The 15938-nt window shown below is 66.2% G+C and carries 10 protein-coding genes; 2 read left to right on the forward strand and 8 right to left on the reverse strand.

Annotated features, from left to right (window positions below):
- The first annotated feature begins 87 nt into the window (after window positions 1-87).
- Window positions 88-2970, forward strand: a complete 2883-nt coding sequence (gcvP, locus tag AC56LH_RS09750; RefSeq protein ID WP_499645757.1) for an aminomethyl-transferring glycine dehydrogenase — start codon at window positions 88-90, stop codon at window positions 2968-2970.
- A 20-nt stretch (window positions 2971-2990) separates the two neighbouring features.
- Here the strand turns inward: gcvP and AC56LH_RS09755 are convergent, their stop codons facing one another.
- Window positions 2991-4715, reverse strand: coding sequence for a methyl-accepting chemotaxis protein (locus tag AC56LH_RS09755; protein WP_499645758.1), 1725 nt, complete (start codon window positions 4713-4715; stop codon window positions 2991-2993).
- A 257-nt stretch (window positions 4716-4972) separates the two neighbouring features.
- Between AC56LH_RS09755 and AC56LH_RS09760 the strand changes: the two genes are divergently transcribed.
- The gene (locus tag AC56LH_RS09760; protein WP_499645759.1) at window positions 4973-5956 is read left to right on the forward strand and encodes a DUF3108 domain-containing protein; all 984 of its coding nucleotides are present in this window, start codon (window positions 4973-4975) and stop codon (window positions 5954-5956) included.
- A gap of 73 nt (window positions 5957-6029) precedes the next feature.
- Here the strand turns inward: AC56LH_RS09760 and AC56LH_RS09765 are convergent, their stop codons facing one another.
- The 7 genes from AC56LH_RS09765 to AC56LH_RS09795 form a co-directional block, all read right to left on the reverse strand.
- A complete protein-coding gene (locus AC56LH_RS09765; protein ID WP_499578898.1) occupies window positions 6030-7706 on the reverse strand; it encodes a peptide chain release factor 3 in 1677 nt (558 codons plus the stop codon).
- Between the two features lie 120 nt (window positions 7707-7826).
- Window positions 7827-12563, reverse strand: a complete 4737-nt coding sequence (locus AC56LH_RS09770) for a pilus assembly protein (protein ID WP_499645760.1) — start codon at window positions 12561-12563, stop codon at window positions 7827-7829.
- Between the two features lie 35 nt (window positions 12564-12598).
- Window positions 12599-13201: a pilus assembly PilX family protein gene (locus AC56LH_RS09775; protein WP_499645761.1), complete on the reverse strand. Its 603-nt coding sequence runs from the start codon at window positions 13199-13201 to the stop codon at window positions 12599-12601.
- Complete coding sequence (locus tag AC56LH_RS09780; RefSeq protein WP_499645762.1) at window positions 13198-14370, reverse strand: PilW family protein; 1173 nt, start codon at window positions 14368-14370, stop codon at window positions 13198-13200. The genes AC56LH_RS09775 and AC56LH_RS09780 overlap by 4 nt, the downstream gene beginning before the upstream one ends.
- Entirely contained in the window at window positions 14367-14831 is a 465-nt protein-coding gene (locus AC56LH_RS09785; protein WP_499645763.1) for a prepilin-type N-terminal cleavage/methylation domain-containing protein, read from the reverse strand. The genes AC56LH_RS09780 and AC56LH_RS09785 overlap by 4 nt, the downstream gene beginning before the upstream one ends.
- Window positions 14828-15451 (reverse strand): prepilin-type N-terminal cleavage/methylation domain-containing protein, encoded by a 624-nt coding sequence (locus AC56LH_RS09790; RefSeq protein WP_499645764.1) that lies wholly within the window; start codon window positions 15449-15451, stop codon window positions 14828-14830. The genes AC56LH_RS09785 and AC56LH_RS09790 overlap by 4 nt, the downstream gene beginning before the upstream one ends.
- The gene (locus tag AC56LH_RS09795) at window positions 15448-15864 is read right to left on the reverse strand and encodes a type IV pilin protein (RefSeq protein ID WP_499645765.1); all 417 of its coding nucleotides are present in this window, start codon (window positions 15862-15864) and stop codon (window positions 15448-15450) included. The genes AC56LH_RS09790 and AC56LH_RS09795 overlap by 4 nt, the downstream gene beginning before the upstream one ends.
- Window positions 15865-15938 lie beyond the last annotated feature (74 nt).

Raw genomic sequence — 15938 nt, forward strand, 5'->3', positions numbered from 1 at the left:
CAGGTGCGCCGCCGGCCCCGCCGCGGCGCACCGCCCTGCACCACCCGCCATTCTCCTTCAACGTCGCCGCAGACTGTGTCCCCCAACATGACCCGACCAAGCCTCACCCAACTCGAAGCACGTGATTCATTCATCCCGCGCCACATCGGCCCGTCCGACGCCGACCAGGCAGCGATGCTGTCGGCCCTCGGCTACGAGACCCGCGCCGCGCTGATCGACGCCGTCGTGCCAGCCAATATCCGCCGCAAGGACAAGATCGACCTGGGCCAGTTCGCCGAGCCACGCACCGAAGAAGAAGCACTGGCCACCCTCAAGGGCCTGGCCTCGAAGAACAAGGTGCTCAAGTCGCTGATCGGCCAGGGCTACTACGGCACGTTCACGCCGAAGGTCATCCTGCGCAACATCTTCGAAAACCCGGCCTGGTACACCGCGTACACGCCCTACCAGCCAGAAATTTCGCAGGGCCGCCTGGAAGCGATCCTGAACTTCCAGCAGGCCGTGACCGACCTGACCGGCATGGGCATCGCCAATTCGTCGATGCTGGACGAAGGCACCGCCGCCGCCGAAGCCATGACGCTGATCCAGCGCGTCGGCAAGTCGGCATCCAAAGTGTTCTACGTCGCCGACGACGTGCTGCCGCAGACCCGCGAAATCATTGAAACGCGCGCGCTGCCGATCGGCGTTGAAGTGCGCACCATCGCCGCGGCCGACATCGAGTCGCTCGAGGAAACCTGCTTCGGCGTGCTGCTGCAATACCCGGGCGTGAATGGCGAAGTGCGCGACTACCGCGCCGCCGTCGAGAAACTGCACGCCGCCGGCAGCATGGTGATCGTGGCTGCCGACCTGCTGGCCCTGACCCTGCTCACGCCGCCGGGCGAATGGGGCGCGGATGTCGTCGTCGGTAACAGCCAGCGCTTCGGCGTGCCGCTCGGTTTCGGCGGCCCGCATGCCGGCTACCTGGCCACGCGCGATGAATTCAAGCGCAGCATGTCAGGCCGTCTGGTCGGCGTGACGATCGACGCGCAGGGCAACCAGGCCTACCGCCTGGCGCTGCAGACGCGCGAACAGCACATCCGCCGTGAAAAAGCGACGTCGAACATCTGCACCGCGCAAGTGCTGCTGGCCGTGATGGCCGGCATGTACACGGTCTACCATGGCCCTGACGGGTTGGCCAGAATCGCGCGCCGCGTGCATCGCCAGACCGCGATCCTGGCCGCCGGCCTGCAGCAACTGGGCTTCGAGCTGGTCAACCAGACCTACTTCGACACGCTGACCGTGCGCGTCAAGGACGCCAGCGCGATCCACGCCACCGCCACCGCGCACGGCATCAACCTGCGCCAGATCGACGCCACGCAAGTGGGCATCGCGCTGGACGAAACCGTCACCCGAGACGACCTGGCCACGCTGATGGCCATCTTCGGCGACGGCAAACCGGTTGACCTCGACGCACTGGACGCCGACGCCAGCGACGCGCTGCCGACGGCCCTGGCCCGCACCAGCGCCTACCTGACCCACCCGACCTTCAACCGCTACCACGCCGAGCACGAGATGCTGCGCTACCTGCGCGCACTGGCCGACAAGGACCTGGCGCTGGACCGCACGATGATCCCGCTCGGTTCGTGCACGATGAAGCTGAATGCAACATCCGAAATGGTGCCGGTCACCTGGCCCGAGTTCTCGAACATCCACCCGCTGGCGCCGAACGACCAGACCATCGGCTACCGCGAAATGATCACGCAGCTCGAGGCGATGCTGTGCGCCGCCACCGGTTACGCCGCGATCTCGCTGCAGCCGAACGCCGGCTCGCAGGGCGAGTACGCCGGTTTGCTCGTGATCCAGAAGTACCACCAGGCGCGCGGCGAAGGTCACCGCAATATCTGCCTGATCCCGTCGTCGGCCCACGGCACCAACCCGGCGTCGGCCAGCATGGTCGGCATGAAGGTCGTCGTCACCGCCTGCGATGAAAACGGTAACGTCGACCTGGCCGATCTGAAAGCCAAGGCCGAGCAGCACAGCGCGAATCTGGCCTGCGTGATGGTCACCTACCCGTCGACCCACGGCGTGTTTGAAGAAGGCATCAAGGAACTGTGCGAGATCGTGCACCAGCACGGCGGCCAGGTGTATGTCGACGGCGCCAACATGAATGCACTGGTGGGCCTGGCCTCGCCGGGCGCGTTCGGCGGCGATGTCAGCCACCTGAACCTGCACAAGACCTTCTGCATCCCGCACGGCGGTGGCGGTCCGGGCGTCGGCCCGATCGGCGTCGGCGCGCACCTGGCCAAGTTCCTGCCAAACCAACTCTCGACCGGCTACGTGCGTGACGAACAAGGTATCGGCGCGGTCAGCGCCGCGGCCTTCGGCTCGGCCTCGATCCTGCCGATTTCGTGGATGTACATCGCGATGATGGGCGCGGATGGCCTGACCGCAGCGACCGAAGTGGCGATCCTGAACGCCAACTACATCGCGCGCCGCCTGGCGCCGCACTACCCGGTGCTGTACGCGGGCCACGACGGCCTGGTGGCGCACGAGTGCATCATCGACCTGCGTCCGCTGCAGGACAAGACCGGCATCTCGAACGAAGACGTGGCCAAGCGCCTGATGGACTTCGGTTTCCACGCGCCGACCATGAGCTTCCCGGTCCCGGGCACCCTGATGATCGAGCCGACCGAATCGGAATCGAAAGCCGAGATCGACCGCTTCATCGAGGCGATGATCACGATCCACGCCGAAATCGTCAAGGTCGAGCGCGGCGAGTACGACCGCATGGACAATCCGCTCAAGGGTGCACCGCACACGGCCGAAGTGGTCACGAGCGACGACTGGGCCCACGGCTACACGCGTGAAGTGGCGGCGTTCCCGGTCGCGAGCCTGCGCAAGAAGAAGTACTGGCCACCGGTCGGCCGCGCCGACAACGTGTACGGTGACCGCAACCTGTTCTGCGGCTGCGCGCCGATCAGCGATTACGAGTAATCACTGACCTGCCTGCGGCATCACTTGCGGCTCGATGCGAGCCGCAAGTGCGATGCCGGATGACGGCGGCGTTCCCGATTCAACCCGCGCCGTTCGCGCGTGGGTTGGCCGGGAACGCCGCTTTTTTCGTTTGGTGCGACCGGTAACGCCGCCCCCGGCACCTCCGGTGCCTCCGGTGCCTCCGCGCTGCCCTCGCCGTCTTCGAGCCTGAACCCGGCCACGGTGCGCGCCAGCGCCATCGCCTGCATCTGCAGCATGCGCGCAGCGCTGGCGGCTTCTTCGACCAGCGTGCAGTTCTGGCGCGTGACCTGGTCCATCTGCACGATGGCCTGACCAACACCGTCCAGCTGCCTGGCCTGACCATCGCCGGCGGTCCCGAGACGGCCGACGATGTCTTCCACATCGCGCACCGAGCTGGCGATGCGCTGCATGCTGCTGCCGGCCTGCAGCGCCCACGCCGTGCCCCCGTCGATCTGCGCCACCGATTCCGCGACCACGGCGCGGATCTCGCGACTGGCCCCGGCCACCCGCCGCGCCAGCGCCCGCACCTCGGTCGCCACTGCCCCCAGCTCGACGGCGCCCATCGGCGCACGCGAGGCGTCCAGCGCCGCATTCAGGATCAGCGTGCCCGTCGCGCTCGCGGCCCGCTCCAGATCATCGACGATTGCCACCACCTGCTGCGCGCTGCGCCGGTTCGACTCGAGCATCGTCAACAGGTGCAGGGCGATACCGTCACCGTCCTGCGCGACGTCGCCGGCGCCGGCCGCCAGGCGGTTGGCGGCCCGCGCATCATCGGCGCCGTGGCGCACGTCGGCCGCCAGCACCTGCAGCGCATGTTCGGTCTGGGCCAGCGCACCGGCGCGATACACCGCGCGGCTGCCCAGACTCAGGCTACCCAGCTTGATGTCGCGCGAGGCCGCGCCGATCGTGCGCGCTGCATCGACGACCGTGCGCAGCATGCCGTTCAGATTGCGGATGCTCGCATCGAGCAGGCGCGAGGTGTCGGCGATTTCGTCGCTGCCGTAGTCGCGCTGCTGGACCGTGAAGTTGCCACTGGCCAGGCTGCTGGCGGCCAGGCCGATGCTCCGGATCTCGCCCAGCAGGATGCGGCGCACGGCAAACGTGATCGCCAGCGACAGCGCGATTGCCAGCACCAGCAAGGCCGGCATCAGGATCGAGATCAAGCGAAAGTCCGCCTTGGCGCTGCTGGCGGCCTGGCGCGACAAGGCGTCTTCGAGCGCGCCCAGGCCAGCCAGACGCTGCTCCACCAGCGCGAACGCGGCTTCGGCCTTCTGCATCGCATTGGCGCTGATCGAGCCGTCCAGCGGTGCCAGCTCGATCACGTCCTGCACTGCGCGCGCATAGCTGCGCTGCGCCTGCGTGGCCTGCCCGACATGGCGCCGCTCGGCACCGGACAGTGCGCCTGCCGACAGCGTTGCCAGGCCAGCAGCGATGCGTGCGTGCTGCGCCAGGATGTCGCGCCGCAGCGGCTCGGTGCGCGCTGGCGGAAAGCTGCCGCCTATCCAGCTCAGGTAGCGGTAGATGTCGGCATGCGCCTTGTGCGACTCCGTCCCCAGGCCGGCAGCGGCGCGCATGCTGGCGGCGCGCTGGCCGACGATCGATTCGAGCGAGTCGTTCTGGCGCGCCAGCGCGATGTAGGCCGCGCACGCCAGCACCAGCAGCAGCACGAGAACGGCGCCAGGCTCCAGCAGCAGTTTGGGCCCGATACGCAAGCGGCTCAGCATGACGCCCCCGACGGCGGCGCGGCTGAACGCGCGGGATGTGGCAATCGCATCATGGCATCCTCATTCAAGTTTTCTCTGCACCATTTCCTCAGTGCATTCACGAATGTACGTCGCGTACTGCGCACTTCATTTGTGATGGCGCAAATGCCGCCGGGCCACCGGGCGCTTAGCAACACCCTCTGTCATGAGCAATGTCCGCGCAATTGCCTCGCAGATACACCGTGCAGGCAGGGGCGCGCTACACTACGGGGATGAGAATGTTCGTTGTCCAGCCGCGCCACCTTCTGTTGCCGATCCTGTTCGTGCTGTCGCTGCTGCTACACCTGCTGGCGATCGTGTGGCTCGATCCGCGGCCGACACCGCGCATTGCCGCAGCAGGCCCGTTGACCGTCACGCTCACCGGCGCCAGTGTGACCACCGCAGCATTACCGGTCGCTGCGCCATCCGTCCAGGCGCCCGTGCAGGCACCCGGGAGAGCGCCGGCAATGCCTGCCCCCCAGCCACCTGCCCTGCCAGCAAGCGAAGAGGCCGCGACCGCACCGGCTGCCGCTGCACCAGAGCCATCCACCGCCAGCGCGACGCGGCCCCGGCAAGACATGGGCCCACGCCAGCGGCCAAGCCAATATCGCACCGCGTCGCACGACACGGTGCGCATCGATTACTGCGTCAGCGGGATTGATGGCAGCAATGGGCATCTGGCGTGGGAAACGGATGGCAGCAGCTACCGCCTGGAATTCGAGGGGATACTGGGCGACTTCGTCAGCGAAGGTGGCCTGGACGACGCCGGCATCTCGCCGCGCACAACGAGCGAGCGAGTGGGCACGGGCCAGGCGACCACGCTCTTCGACCGCGCACGCGGCCAGATCGTCGATGGCGTCACGGGCCGCAGCGCGCAACTGGTGCCCGGCAGCCAGGATGACGCATCGGTGCTGCTGCAATTGAGTGGGATAGGCCAGGCCGACCCGGACCAGCTGCGCAGCAGGCTGGCGTTCTGGATCGGCGGCGTGAACGGGGCACGGATGGTGTATTTCGATACTGCGGGACAGGAACGTCTGGACACGGCCATCGGCACGCTCGATACGGTGCGTCTGGTGCGGCTGACCGACGACGGCGCGCCGCAGCTGGAAGTGTGGCTGGCGCCGGACCGTGCGTGGCTACCGGTGCAGCTGCGCCTGACCGGCCCGGACGGCGCACTGCGCACCCAAACCGTCTGCGCGATGCGCACAGCACAAGCGAATTAAAAACAGCGCGAGCAATCGTAGGGTGGACGGCTGCGCCGTCCACGCGTTCAATCACCCGCGCCGCGCACTGACATCAAGCCAGCTTGACCGCGTGCTCGCGCGTCGCGTGGAACGTCAGCTTCGGCCAGCGTTCCTGCGTCAGGCGCAGGTTCACGCCAGACGTGGCCAGGTACGCCATATTGCCGGCGGCATCGTAGGCCACGTTGTGACCGAGCGAGGCTTCGAAGTCAGCCAGATTCTTCTTGTCTTCGCTCGACACCCAGCGCGCACTGCTGATGCTGGCGCTTTCGAACACGGCGTCGACGCCGTATTCGTTGAGCAGGCGGCTGGCGACGACTTCGAACTGCAGCACGCCGACCGCGCCCAGGATCAGTTCACCACCCAGCACCGGCTTGAACACCTGCACCGCGCCCTCTTCGCCCAGCTGCTGCAGACCCTTGTGCAACTGCTTCATCTTCAGCGGATTACGGATGCGTACCGAGCGGAACAGCTCCGGTGCGAAGTACGGAATGCCGGTGAAGCTGAGCATCTCGCCTTCGGTGAAGCTGTCGCCGATCTGCATGTTGCCGTGGTTCGGCAAGCCGATGATGTCGCCGGCAAACGCCTCTTCGACCTGTTCACGGCTGGAGGCCATGAAGGTCACCACCGACGACAGCTTGACGTCGCGGCCCAGGCGCAGGTGCTTGACCTTCATGCCTTTTTCAAACCGCCCCGAACACACGCGCAGGAACGCGATGCGGTCGCGGTGCGCCGGGTCCATATTGGCCTGGATCTTGAAGACGAAGCCGGAGAACGGCTGCTCGTCCGGCTTGACCGCGCGCACCGTGGCGTCGCGCTCGCGCGGCGATGGCGCCCAGTCGACCAGGGCCGACAGGATTTCGCGCACGCCGAAGTTGTTGATGGCCGAGCCGAAGAACACCGGCGTCTGCACGCCCGACAGGAAGCGCTCGAGGTCGAACTCGTGCGAGGCGCCGTGCACCAGTTCGACTTCCATCTTGAGCTGCTCGATCTCGAGCGGGAACATCTGGGCCAGGCGGGGATTGTCGATGCCCTTGACGATCTCGAAGGCGCCGTCGGCTTTTTCTTCGCCCGCCTTGAACAGCATGATCTCGTCCTTCAGCAGGTGGTACACCCCGCGGAAGTTCTTGCCCATGCCGATCGGCCAGGTCACCGGCGCGCATTCGATCTTTAGCACCGATTCGACTTCGTCGAGCAGTTCGAGCGGATCGCGCGTTTCGCGGTCCATCTTGTTCATGAACGTGACGATCGGCGTAGCGCGCATGCGGCACACCTCGAGCAGCTTGATCGTCTGCGATTCGACGCCCTTGGCGGCATCGATCACCATCAGCGCCGAGTCGACCGCCGTCAGCACGCGGTAGGTATCTTCCGAGAAGTCCTGGTGGCCCGGGGTGTCGAGCAGGTTGATGACGTGGTCGCGGTAATCGAACTGCATCACCGACGAGGCCACGGAAATGCCGCGCTGCTTTTCAATGTCCATCCAGTCGGACGTCGCATGGCGGCCACTCTTGCGGCCCTTGACGGTACCGGCCAGCTGGATCGCGCCCGAGAACAGCAGCAGCTTTTCGGTCAGCGTCGTTTTACCGGCGTCGGGGTGGGAAATGATGCCGAAGGTGCGGCGGCGCGCGACTTCACGCGCGATCGTGCCGGCCTGGCGGGTGGCGGCGACTTCAAGGTCGGTGCCTGCGCCGGACAGATCGTCGGCGCTGGAAATATCGGTGTCGTTGGCCATAATCGAGCCCAGTTGTGGACCTGTGACGGCCCGTGTCGGAAAACCCTCGATTTTACCGTCTCGGGCACGCGCCGTGTGAACAGAATACGGCGCGCGCCCGGGCAGGCGCAACGTGCGGCGTCAGTCGCGCACGCGGCGCCAGCCGGTACGGCGGGCATCCTGGCTGGTGGCCGACGTCACCTCGGACGTGATGGTGTCGCCCTTGGCGGTGGTGGTGACCATCTTCAGCGCGCCCGACGGCAGGCGCACGATGATGAAGCCCACTGCCGCCGCATCGCCCGACAGCAGCGAGCCGGCAATGTCGCCGGTTTCGGCGCCGGTACCAGTACCGTTACCGGTGCCGGCACCCGCAGCATTGCCGGACACCGCGCGACCGGTGCAGACATCCAGATGGTAGGCGTAGCTCGAGCCGCCCACGTTGCAGGCCGTCGACGACTGCGGCAGGTTCGTCACCACCGACAAGGTGCCCGCGACGATCTTCGGATCGAGGTTGACCCGCTCGCCCTTGTTGATGTCGAAGTCGATGAACCAGCCCGACCTCGCACCCAGATTGACCGTCGCGCCGCCGACGGTGAAGCGGTTCGAGCGCGCCACCGATGGCGTTGCCGCGTTGTACGGCACGGTCTCGGTGAACTGGCGTTCCGAGAACGTGTCGGTGGCGCGCCATTTGGCATCGGCCACCGGCGTGCCGGTATCGGCCAGCACGTACACGCTCTGCTCGCTGACATCCTTGATGTCGATGTAGTCGAGCATGCGACCGGTGCCGAAGGTCACGACGCGCCGTGTCGGCGACGCATCGGCCCCCTGCCCGGTCGTATCGACCTGGCACAGCGCCACGTCGGGCCGCGACGTGATCGGCTGGCCGGCGCCGGCACTGCCCATGCGCACCCGCGCCACCTTGGCGCCGGTGAAATCGAAGCGCCACATCTGGCCGAAGTTGTCGCCCCCGTACAGGTAGGTCACCAGCGGGTCGGTGTTCGGGTTGGCGGTGATCGCCGTGATCTTGGCCAGGCCGGACGGATCGGCCACGCCGCTGCCCGAGCCGATACCACCCGAGCCGGTGGTCAACAGGCCCGTGTCGGCGTGCGTGATGTCGCGGTCGCCCAGGTTCAGCACCTGCTGGCCGGTGGCGACATCGACCACGAACAGAATGCCCTTGCCGCTGCCGCCGGCCACGCCGTCCGCATCGGGAATATTGTTGTAGCCCGAGGTCAGGAAGGTCACCCAGCGCTGCTTGTCGTTGCCGTTGGCGTCCTTGCCGTCCTTGATGGTGCCGAACTGCGGATTGCCGAACGTGAAGCCCATCTCGGGCTGGTGCAGCGCACCGGCGCAGACGGTGGCATCGGCGCAGATTTCCCACAGCGGTGCCGGCGCATCGGGATCGGTGACGTCCAGTGCGTAATAGCCCCGGCCGCCGGCATTCAGGCCCGCGACCAGGATCGTGCGCCAGGCGCCGTTGATCTGCACGTCCGCCAGCTCGGGTGAGCCATCGACCGTGAACTGGTGCTCGGTCGCATAACCCACGCTGGCCTGGCGGTACAGCTTCTTCATCGTGATGCGCGGCATGTAGGCCCACATCTCGGTGCCCTTGACGGCATCGAACGCATGCAGCATGCCGTCATTGGCCGCGATGAACACGGTCGGCTTGCGCCCGGCCTGGGCCGTCTTGTACGCATCGTAGCCTTCGGCCACGTAGCTCTTGCGCGCGCCGCGCAGATAGGCCGGCTTGGACGAGGCAATGTCGCCCAGCACCACCGGTTGCGCCGGCTTGTCCGGTTCGACCTCGGTCTCGCTCGGGGCGGAATAGCCGCGCAGAATCACGTTGTTGGCGTATTGCTGGTGGCCGCGCAGCCAGTTGACGATGGTTTCGCCATTGTTGACGATCGCCTGGTTCGTGCTGTTCAGGTTGGCGCATTGCGACAGCAGCGAGCACTTGTTGGCAAACCAGGCGCGGTCGGCGCCCATGTCCGCGTACACCAGATCCTTGCGGGTGCCACTGACGGGATCGCGGTACCAGATCGTGCGCGTGTCGCTGGCCGCGCCCACCTGCTGGCCCACGGTCCAGGACGAACTCCAGATCACCTTCTTCACGACTTCGCCTGTGACCGGGTCGAGCACCCGCTTGGCCAGGTTGCCGGTCCACTTCACCGTGGTGAACGTCGACGAGAAGATGTCGGCGTCGTCCTGCGTGATGTTCGGCGTCGAGGTGGCTGCCGAAGCAGCGGCGCCGGTCGCCTGACGAATGTCGTTCAGGGCCTCGTTCAGCCCTTCGACCACCTGCTGCGGATCGGACGCAGCAAAGTACTTGCCGCCGCCATTGATCGCGGCGTGCCACAGGTCGTCCACGCGCGACTGGTACGTGTCCGACAGCGCCACCTTGTCGACCACCGGATCGGGCCAGCGGTACACGCCGTCGCTCGTCCACGGGCAGCCGGTGCGCACCTTGTCGATGATGTTGTCGAGGTCGCCGCCCGGTTCACGCGCGGTATCGTACTTCGGCTCGTAGGTCATGACGCCGTCCACGCCCAGTCCCAGTCCGTAGGTGCGCATGTGCAGGCGCTTGTTGCGCGTGCCTGCCACGACCCCGACCTCGCCTTCCAGTTCGGGGCGCAGCGAATTGTCCTTGGGGGCCGGGGCGATCGTGTTGCGGCCGCCGTTGTACCAGTACAGCGCGACGTCGGCCAGCGACGGCTTGGCTTGCGCGCTGGTGTCGACGCAGCCGGTGTCTTCGGTACAGAAGCGCGCCGGGTCGTCCTTGTTGTCGTTGTTGACGACGTCGGTGACGCTGCCGCCATTCCAGTAGCCGTCGGTCGTGACGAACGTGAAGTTCTGCTGGCAGGGAAATTCGATCACTTCGGCGCCCTGCGCCTGCTTGAAGATCCCCTTGTTGGCAAACATATTGCCCATCTCGTTCAGCGCCAGCCGCACCGGCGTGCCGCCGGCACTGTTCATTTCATACAGCGCCTTGTACCAGGCGGTGCGATCGCCACCGGTGAACGACTTCGGATACAGGATCTGGTCGTTGCCCATGTAGTCGGTCTGGTTGGCGGCGCGCTGCAGGCCCACCAGGCCCACCTTGTAGTCCTTGTCTAGCGGCTGGAAGGCCTGGCCCACGGCCGTCTTCATCATCTGGTTGCGCGACTTGTAGTACGCATACCAGTTGGCGAAGTTGGTCATTTCTTCGTCGTAGGTGCAGGACGTCTCGGCCCGGCAATCGGTGCGCGCCTCGGTGCGCGGATAGGCATCGCGCGTGGCGACGATGTCGGTGCGCGTGAATACGCCGGTATCGACGCCCGACACCGATGTCGGCACCTGGTCGGTCACCGCAGCCACGGACGTGAAAGCGAGCGTATTGCGGTTATTGATCGCGCCAATCGTGGCGGCCGTCCCGGCGGCCGACAGCGGGCCCACCAGGCACAGTGCCGTTGACGGTGCTGCCGCGCACTGTGGCGTGATGCCGTTGCCGCCGGCGTAGGCCTTGACGGTACCGGCGGTGCCAATTTCGGTGACGAGCTGCGTGACGATCTGCGCGGCCGAGCCCCTGCGGGTCAGCTCGAGGCCACGACTGAACCAGGTCTGGCCGGCAAAGCGCAGATTGGTCAGCACGCTGCGCGTGCCGTCACCCGCGGTGCCGCTGAACTGCAGAAGCGCCGTGACGCGGGCCCCCGATTCGACGATCAGTTCTTCGGCCGTGCGGCTGCCCTCCTTGATGACCTGGCAGCCGTTCTTGTCGGTGGTGCGCGGGCAGGCGATCGAGAACACGGCCAGCATGTTCGCCGCCGGCAGCGTGATGCCATAGGTGGAACAGGCAGGCGCCGTGCCGGAGGCTGTCTGCACACAGGCGTAGAACGGCCTTGCCAGTCCCATCTTTGCATTGATCGACTTGGCCAGCGCGACCGCCAGCGCAATCTGCTCGGCGGCCGTGTTGGTGCCGCCCGTCACGGTCATCGCGCCGTTGGTGATTTCCTGCAGGCCGGCCACGCTCGCCGACGTGACCTTGTTCAGCGTCAGCGTGCTGTCGGACCCGGAATTGTTGATGGTGATCGTGCTGTACCAGTTGACCGGGCGGTTCGGGTCGCCAAAGCGCGGGTATTTGTAGTTGCCCACGTACTTGGCCTGGCAGTTGGTCAGGCTCGTGCTGTCGCACCAGCGCACCGGCGCCGGCTTGCTGTAGGTCGTGTTTGGGGCGACGGCGTTCACGGCGGTCGATACGCAGTTCTGGAGCTTGCTGTCTTTGCAGTACTCGTTGACGTTCAGCCGGTAGTAATAGGCGTTGCCGGTGACGGGATTCGGGCCGGTGTAGGTGCGGTTCGGATACGTGTAGCCGATCACGTTGCGGCGGCATTCGCCGGTACTGTCGCACCATTCCAGGTCGGGGAAACCCGTGACCAGATTGGTCTTTTGCGAGGATGCCCCGGCCAGATCACGGTACTCGAGGCTGAAGCCGTCTGTAGTCACGTTGGTCCAGCCACTGGTCGTGGCCCGGTTCTGCTCCGGGTACGAGCTCTGGTCGGCCTTTACCGGCGGCTTGTAGCGCATGTCCGGGTTGTAGTACTGGCGGTTGAACTGCGGCGTGTGATACGGCACGTCGCCGACCGCGCATTCGCGCAGGCCCAGGGCCAGTGTGCTGCTGGCGCGGCAGGTCGTGTTGTCGTTGACGTAATCGGGCGTGTACGTGTACGCCATCGAACCGGAATCGTCGTACAGCAGCATCAGGTTCGGCTTGACCGTCCCGCTGCCGGTCAGGCTCATCAATGGCATGGACGCCAGCGAGGTCGGTCCCGCCAGTGCGGGCGTGGCGCCGAGCCCAAGGGACAGGGCCAGCAGCGCCAGGATAGTGGTGAGAGACTGTTTCATGCGATATCCATTCGAACGGCGATGCGCGGGGCCCATCAGGCGCCGATCAGCACGACCATCTGGTTGATCACGTTACCGCCGCGCGCGCCATCGAGGCGGGCGGTAATGACATAGTGCAGCTGCGGCGAACTGGCATACGCCGGCGCATCGGACGCCAGGCTCTCGCCGATCGCCACGGTCGTGCCCAGCTTGACCGTATTGGCAGCGGTCTGGACGCAGCTGTTCTTCGGATTGGGGTTGTTGAACGGGCCGGCCGCCTTGCACATGCGGTGGATCACGTACTTGATCTTGTTGCCGTCGGCATCCTGGAACTCGACGCTGCCGGTCCAGAATGCGCTGTCGCGCGGGCTCAGGGCCGTGTTTTTCATGCTGGCGACATAGCCCTTGCCGGCATTGTCGGCATCGAGGTCGGACCGCTTGGCAATCGCCGTTTCGCGCAGCCACTGGAACCCTGTGTGCAGGCCGAGGTCGACGGCACGGCTCAGCGTGGCGTCATAGGCCAGGTTGGACGCGGCCAGCGTCGTGGTATTGCTCGAGCGCAGCAGATAAATGCTGGTCACCAGCATGACCAGCATCATGATCAGCATGACCGGCAAGGCAACGCCGCGCTGGCGGCGCGAAACGATTCGGAACGTCATGCGGTAGGCCTCCAGCTCGCGTTACGCAGCGGCACGACGGACTCGAACGCGCGGTAGCGATAGCATTTCCAATCGATCGTGTCGTCCTTGACGCCCAGGTCGAGCGTGACCGGAACAGCATCGATGCCGCTTGGCTGGTCCGTCTTGAACACCTCAAGCGCTTCGGTCGTGGTGGTGCAGGCGCCGCCACTGGCCGGGCGCTCGGGGCGCTTGTTGCGCGCCACGACAGCGATCCTGAGCGCGGCGACGCGCTGATAGTCGCCGGCGCCACCTTTCACGCCATCGCCGTCGGCATCGATCATGGTGTTGGACCACTCACGCACCTGCATGCCCAGTTCCGGATCGAAGGCGGCCACGGCGCGCGTGTCGAAGCCGTACTGGGCTTTGAGGGAGACGATATTGTCGGCCACTGCCTGGGCCGTTGCACCGCTGCTGCCGAGGTTGGTCGCGCGCAGGCGCAGGACACCGCCCTCCACCAGCCAGGTGTGGAACGGCAGATTGGCAGCGCGGCCCAGGTTGAACACGCGGGTGGCGCTGCCGGGGAAGGTGCGGCCCAGGTCACCTGTATTGAAGCGATCGGCCGTGCTGGCAAAGCCGATGGATGGCGCATCCTGATTCAGTGTCGAGATCTGCGCCAGTGCGCACTGGCCAACGCTGTCCTCGGGCGCCGCCACGATCACGTCGCCGACGGCAAAGCCGTAGGGCGTGCGATCCAGCGCAATCTGGTTGCCGCCGTTGTAGTTCGTGGTCAGGCGCACGGTGGCAGTGCCGCTGGTCGCGCTGCCCGAGTACAGCGTGAGCTGGTCCGGCCCTGCGTTGCCGTGGACGATCACGGCGGCTGCCAGCGGATGGACGGTCGCCGCGCCGCGCAGGGCTGACGTCATCGTGAAGGCCTTGCTGTCGTTGAAGATGGTGTCGCACCCGGCCAGGATCGGGTCATTCAGGCCGTAACCGGCCTGCTCGGCATCGGCGCTGATCGAGAACATCGCCATCATCCCGTTCTGCATCGATTCGGACCCGCCCAGTGCACCATCCTTGTTGCCCTCGGAATCGGTCATCATGCGGGTGGCAAACATCACGGCCAGCAAGCCGATCACGATGCTGACCATCAATTCGACCAGCGAGAAGCCGGCTGCTTGTGGTCGTGCGGATTGGATGCGCATGCTCATGCCGACCTCGACAGGTAGGTGACGATCCGGTGCCGGTTCTGCTGCGCCGTCTCGTTGCGGCGCCAGCGGATCTCCACTGCCACCGCCGTGCGCTTCGTGCCCGCGGCCGGGGTGACAGCCACGACGACGCTGGCATTGGGCAGATGCTTTGCCAGCGCTGCATGCCAGTCCTGCAAGCGCGCGCCGGGCGTGGCGTTTGCTGCGACCGCATAGTCGCTCAGATGGTCAAGGTCGTTATTCATCACGCCGATCAGTTCATTCGCAGCGATAGTCGCTTCGGCGCGCATGCTCGCTTCGGCCAGCGCAGCCTGCGAATTGACTTGCAGGCCCAGCGTGCCGATCAGGCCGATGGCCAGGATCAGGATCGCGATCAGCGCTTCGAGCAGCGCGACGCCGCGTTGTCCGGTGTGCCCGGGATGGCGCGCCGTTTGGCGCATGGCAGGTGGGCGGGTCGGCATCATGGGCACCGGCGTGAATCGCCCGCGTTCGCGGTGGGCCGGCAGGTCACGACGGCCCCGGCCAGCGTCACGACGACGGCGCTGGCGGGAAAGGCGTCGCCGCCCCCTGCCGGCGTCAGGTCCAGCCGCGTCAGCGACGGCTTGGACGTATCGATCCAGCCCAGCGCCGTGAAATAGGCTGTGTCGGCGTTGCCATCGGGCGTGACGGTCAGCGCAGAGGCGCGCGGCAGCGACGCTGCGCTGCGAAACACGGAACTGGTTTTGACGGTGCCGCCGTCGGGGGGAACCGCCGGCTTGTCGACGTCCGACCAGCGCGTGCTGGCCGCCGTGCAATCATCCGCCGCCGTCGGGAAGCAGACGTCGGCCTGCCAGTTGCGCTGGCCGCTTTGTGCATTCTCGGTAAACACCAACCGGCTGCGCGCGTTGTTCGCGAGCGCCAGGCTGCGCGCCTGCGTGTAGCCCTCGGCATAGAACTGGGCGGCGCCGGTACTGGTGGTGGCGCCGAGCCAGCTGCGCATGTTCGGCACGCCCACCGCCATCAGGATGGCAAAAATGGCCAGCACGACCATGGTTTCGACCAGCGTGAAGCCGACACAGGGCACGACGCGGAGCCTGGCGCTCATTGGGTGCACGAGCCGTCCTTCCGGTCGACCCAGCAGTTGTCTTTCTTGGTCCAGCCGGCCGGCACGCCGGTGGTGGCGCGCTTGCCGGACTGGTCCAGCGTATAGACGAAGCTGGCAGCGGCAGCCCGGCCGGTGGCAGTCAGCAGATAACCGCTGACGTCGGCGTTCTCGAGCTTGTAGGTAAAGTTGGCGGTCGCAGCCGGCACCTGGTTGAATTTGTCGTAGGTGCGGTTGTTGGACCAGAACTGTTCCAGCTTGGGCTGCGTGGACGCCAGCGCGCTGTGGGCTTCTACCAGCCGCGCGCGCGTGATGTAGCTGGTATAGGACGGCATGGCGATTGCGCCGAGAATGCCGATGATCGCGACGACGATCATGAGTTCGACGAGGGTAAAGCCGGATGGACGCTGCTGCATGGGGTTGCTCCTGACCGAAAATGCATCGGTAATGTTTCCAGGAGGAATGATAACCCGACTTCCTGTCATTTCCC

Source organism: Telluria sp. LT1R51-2 (assembly GCF_059685775.1).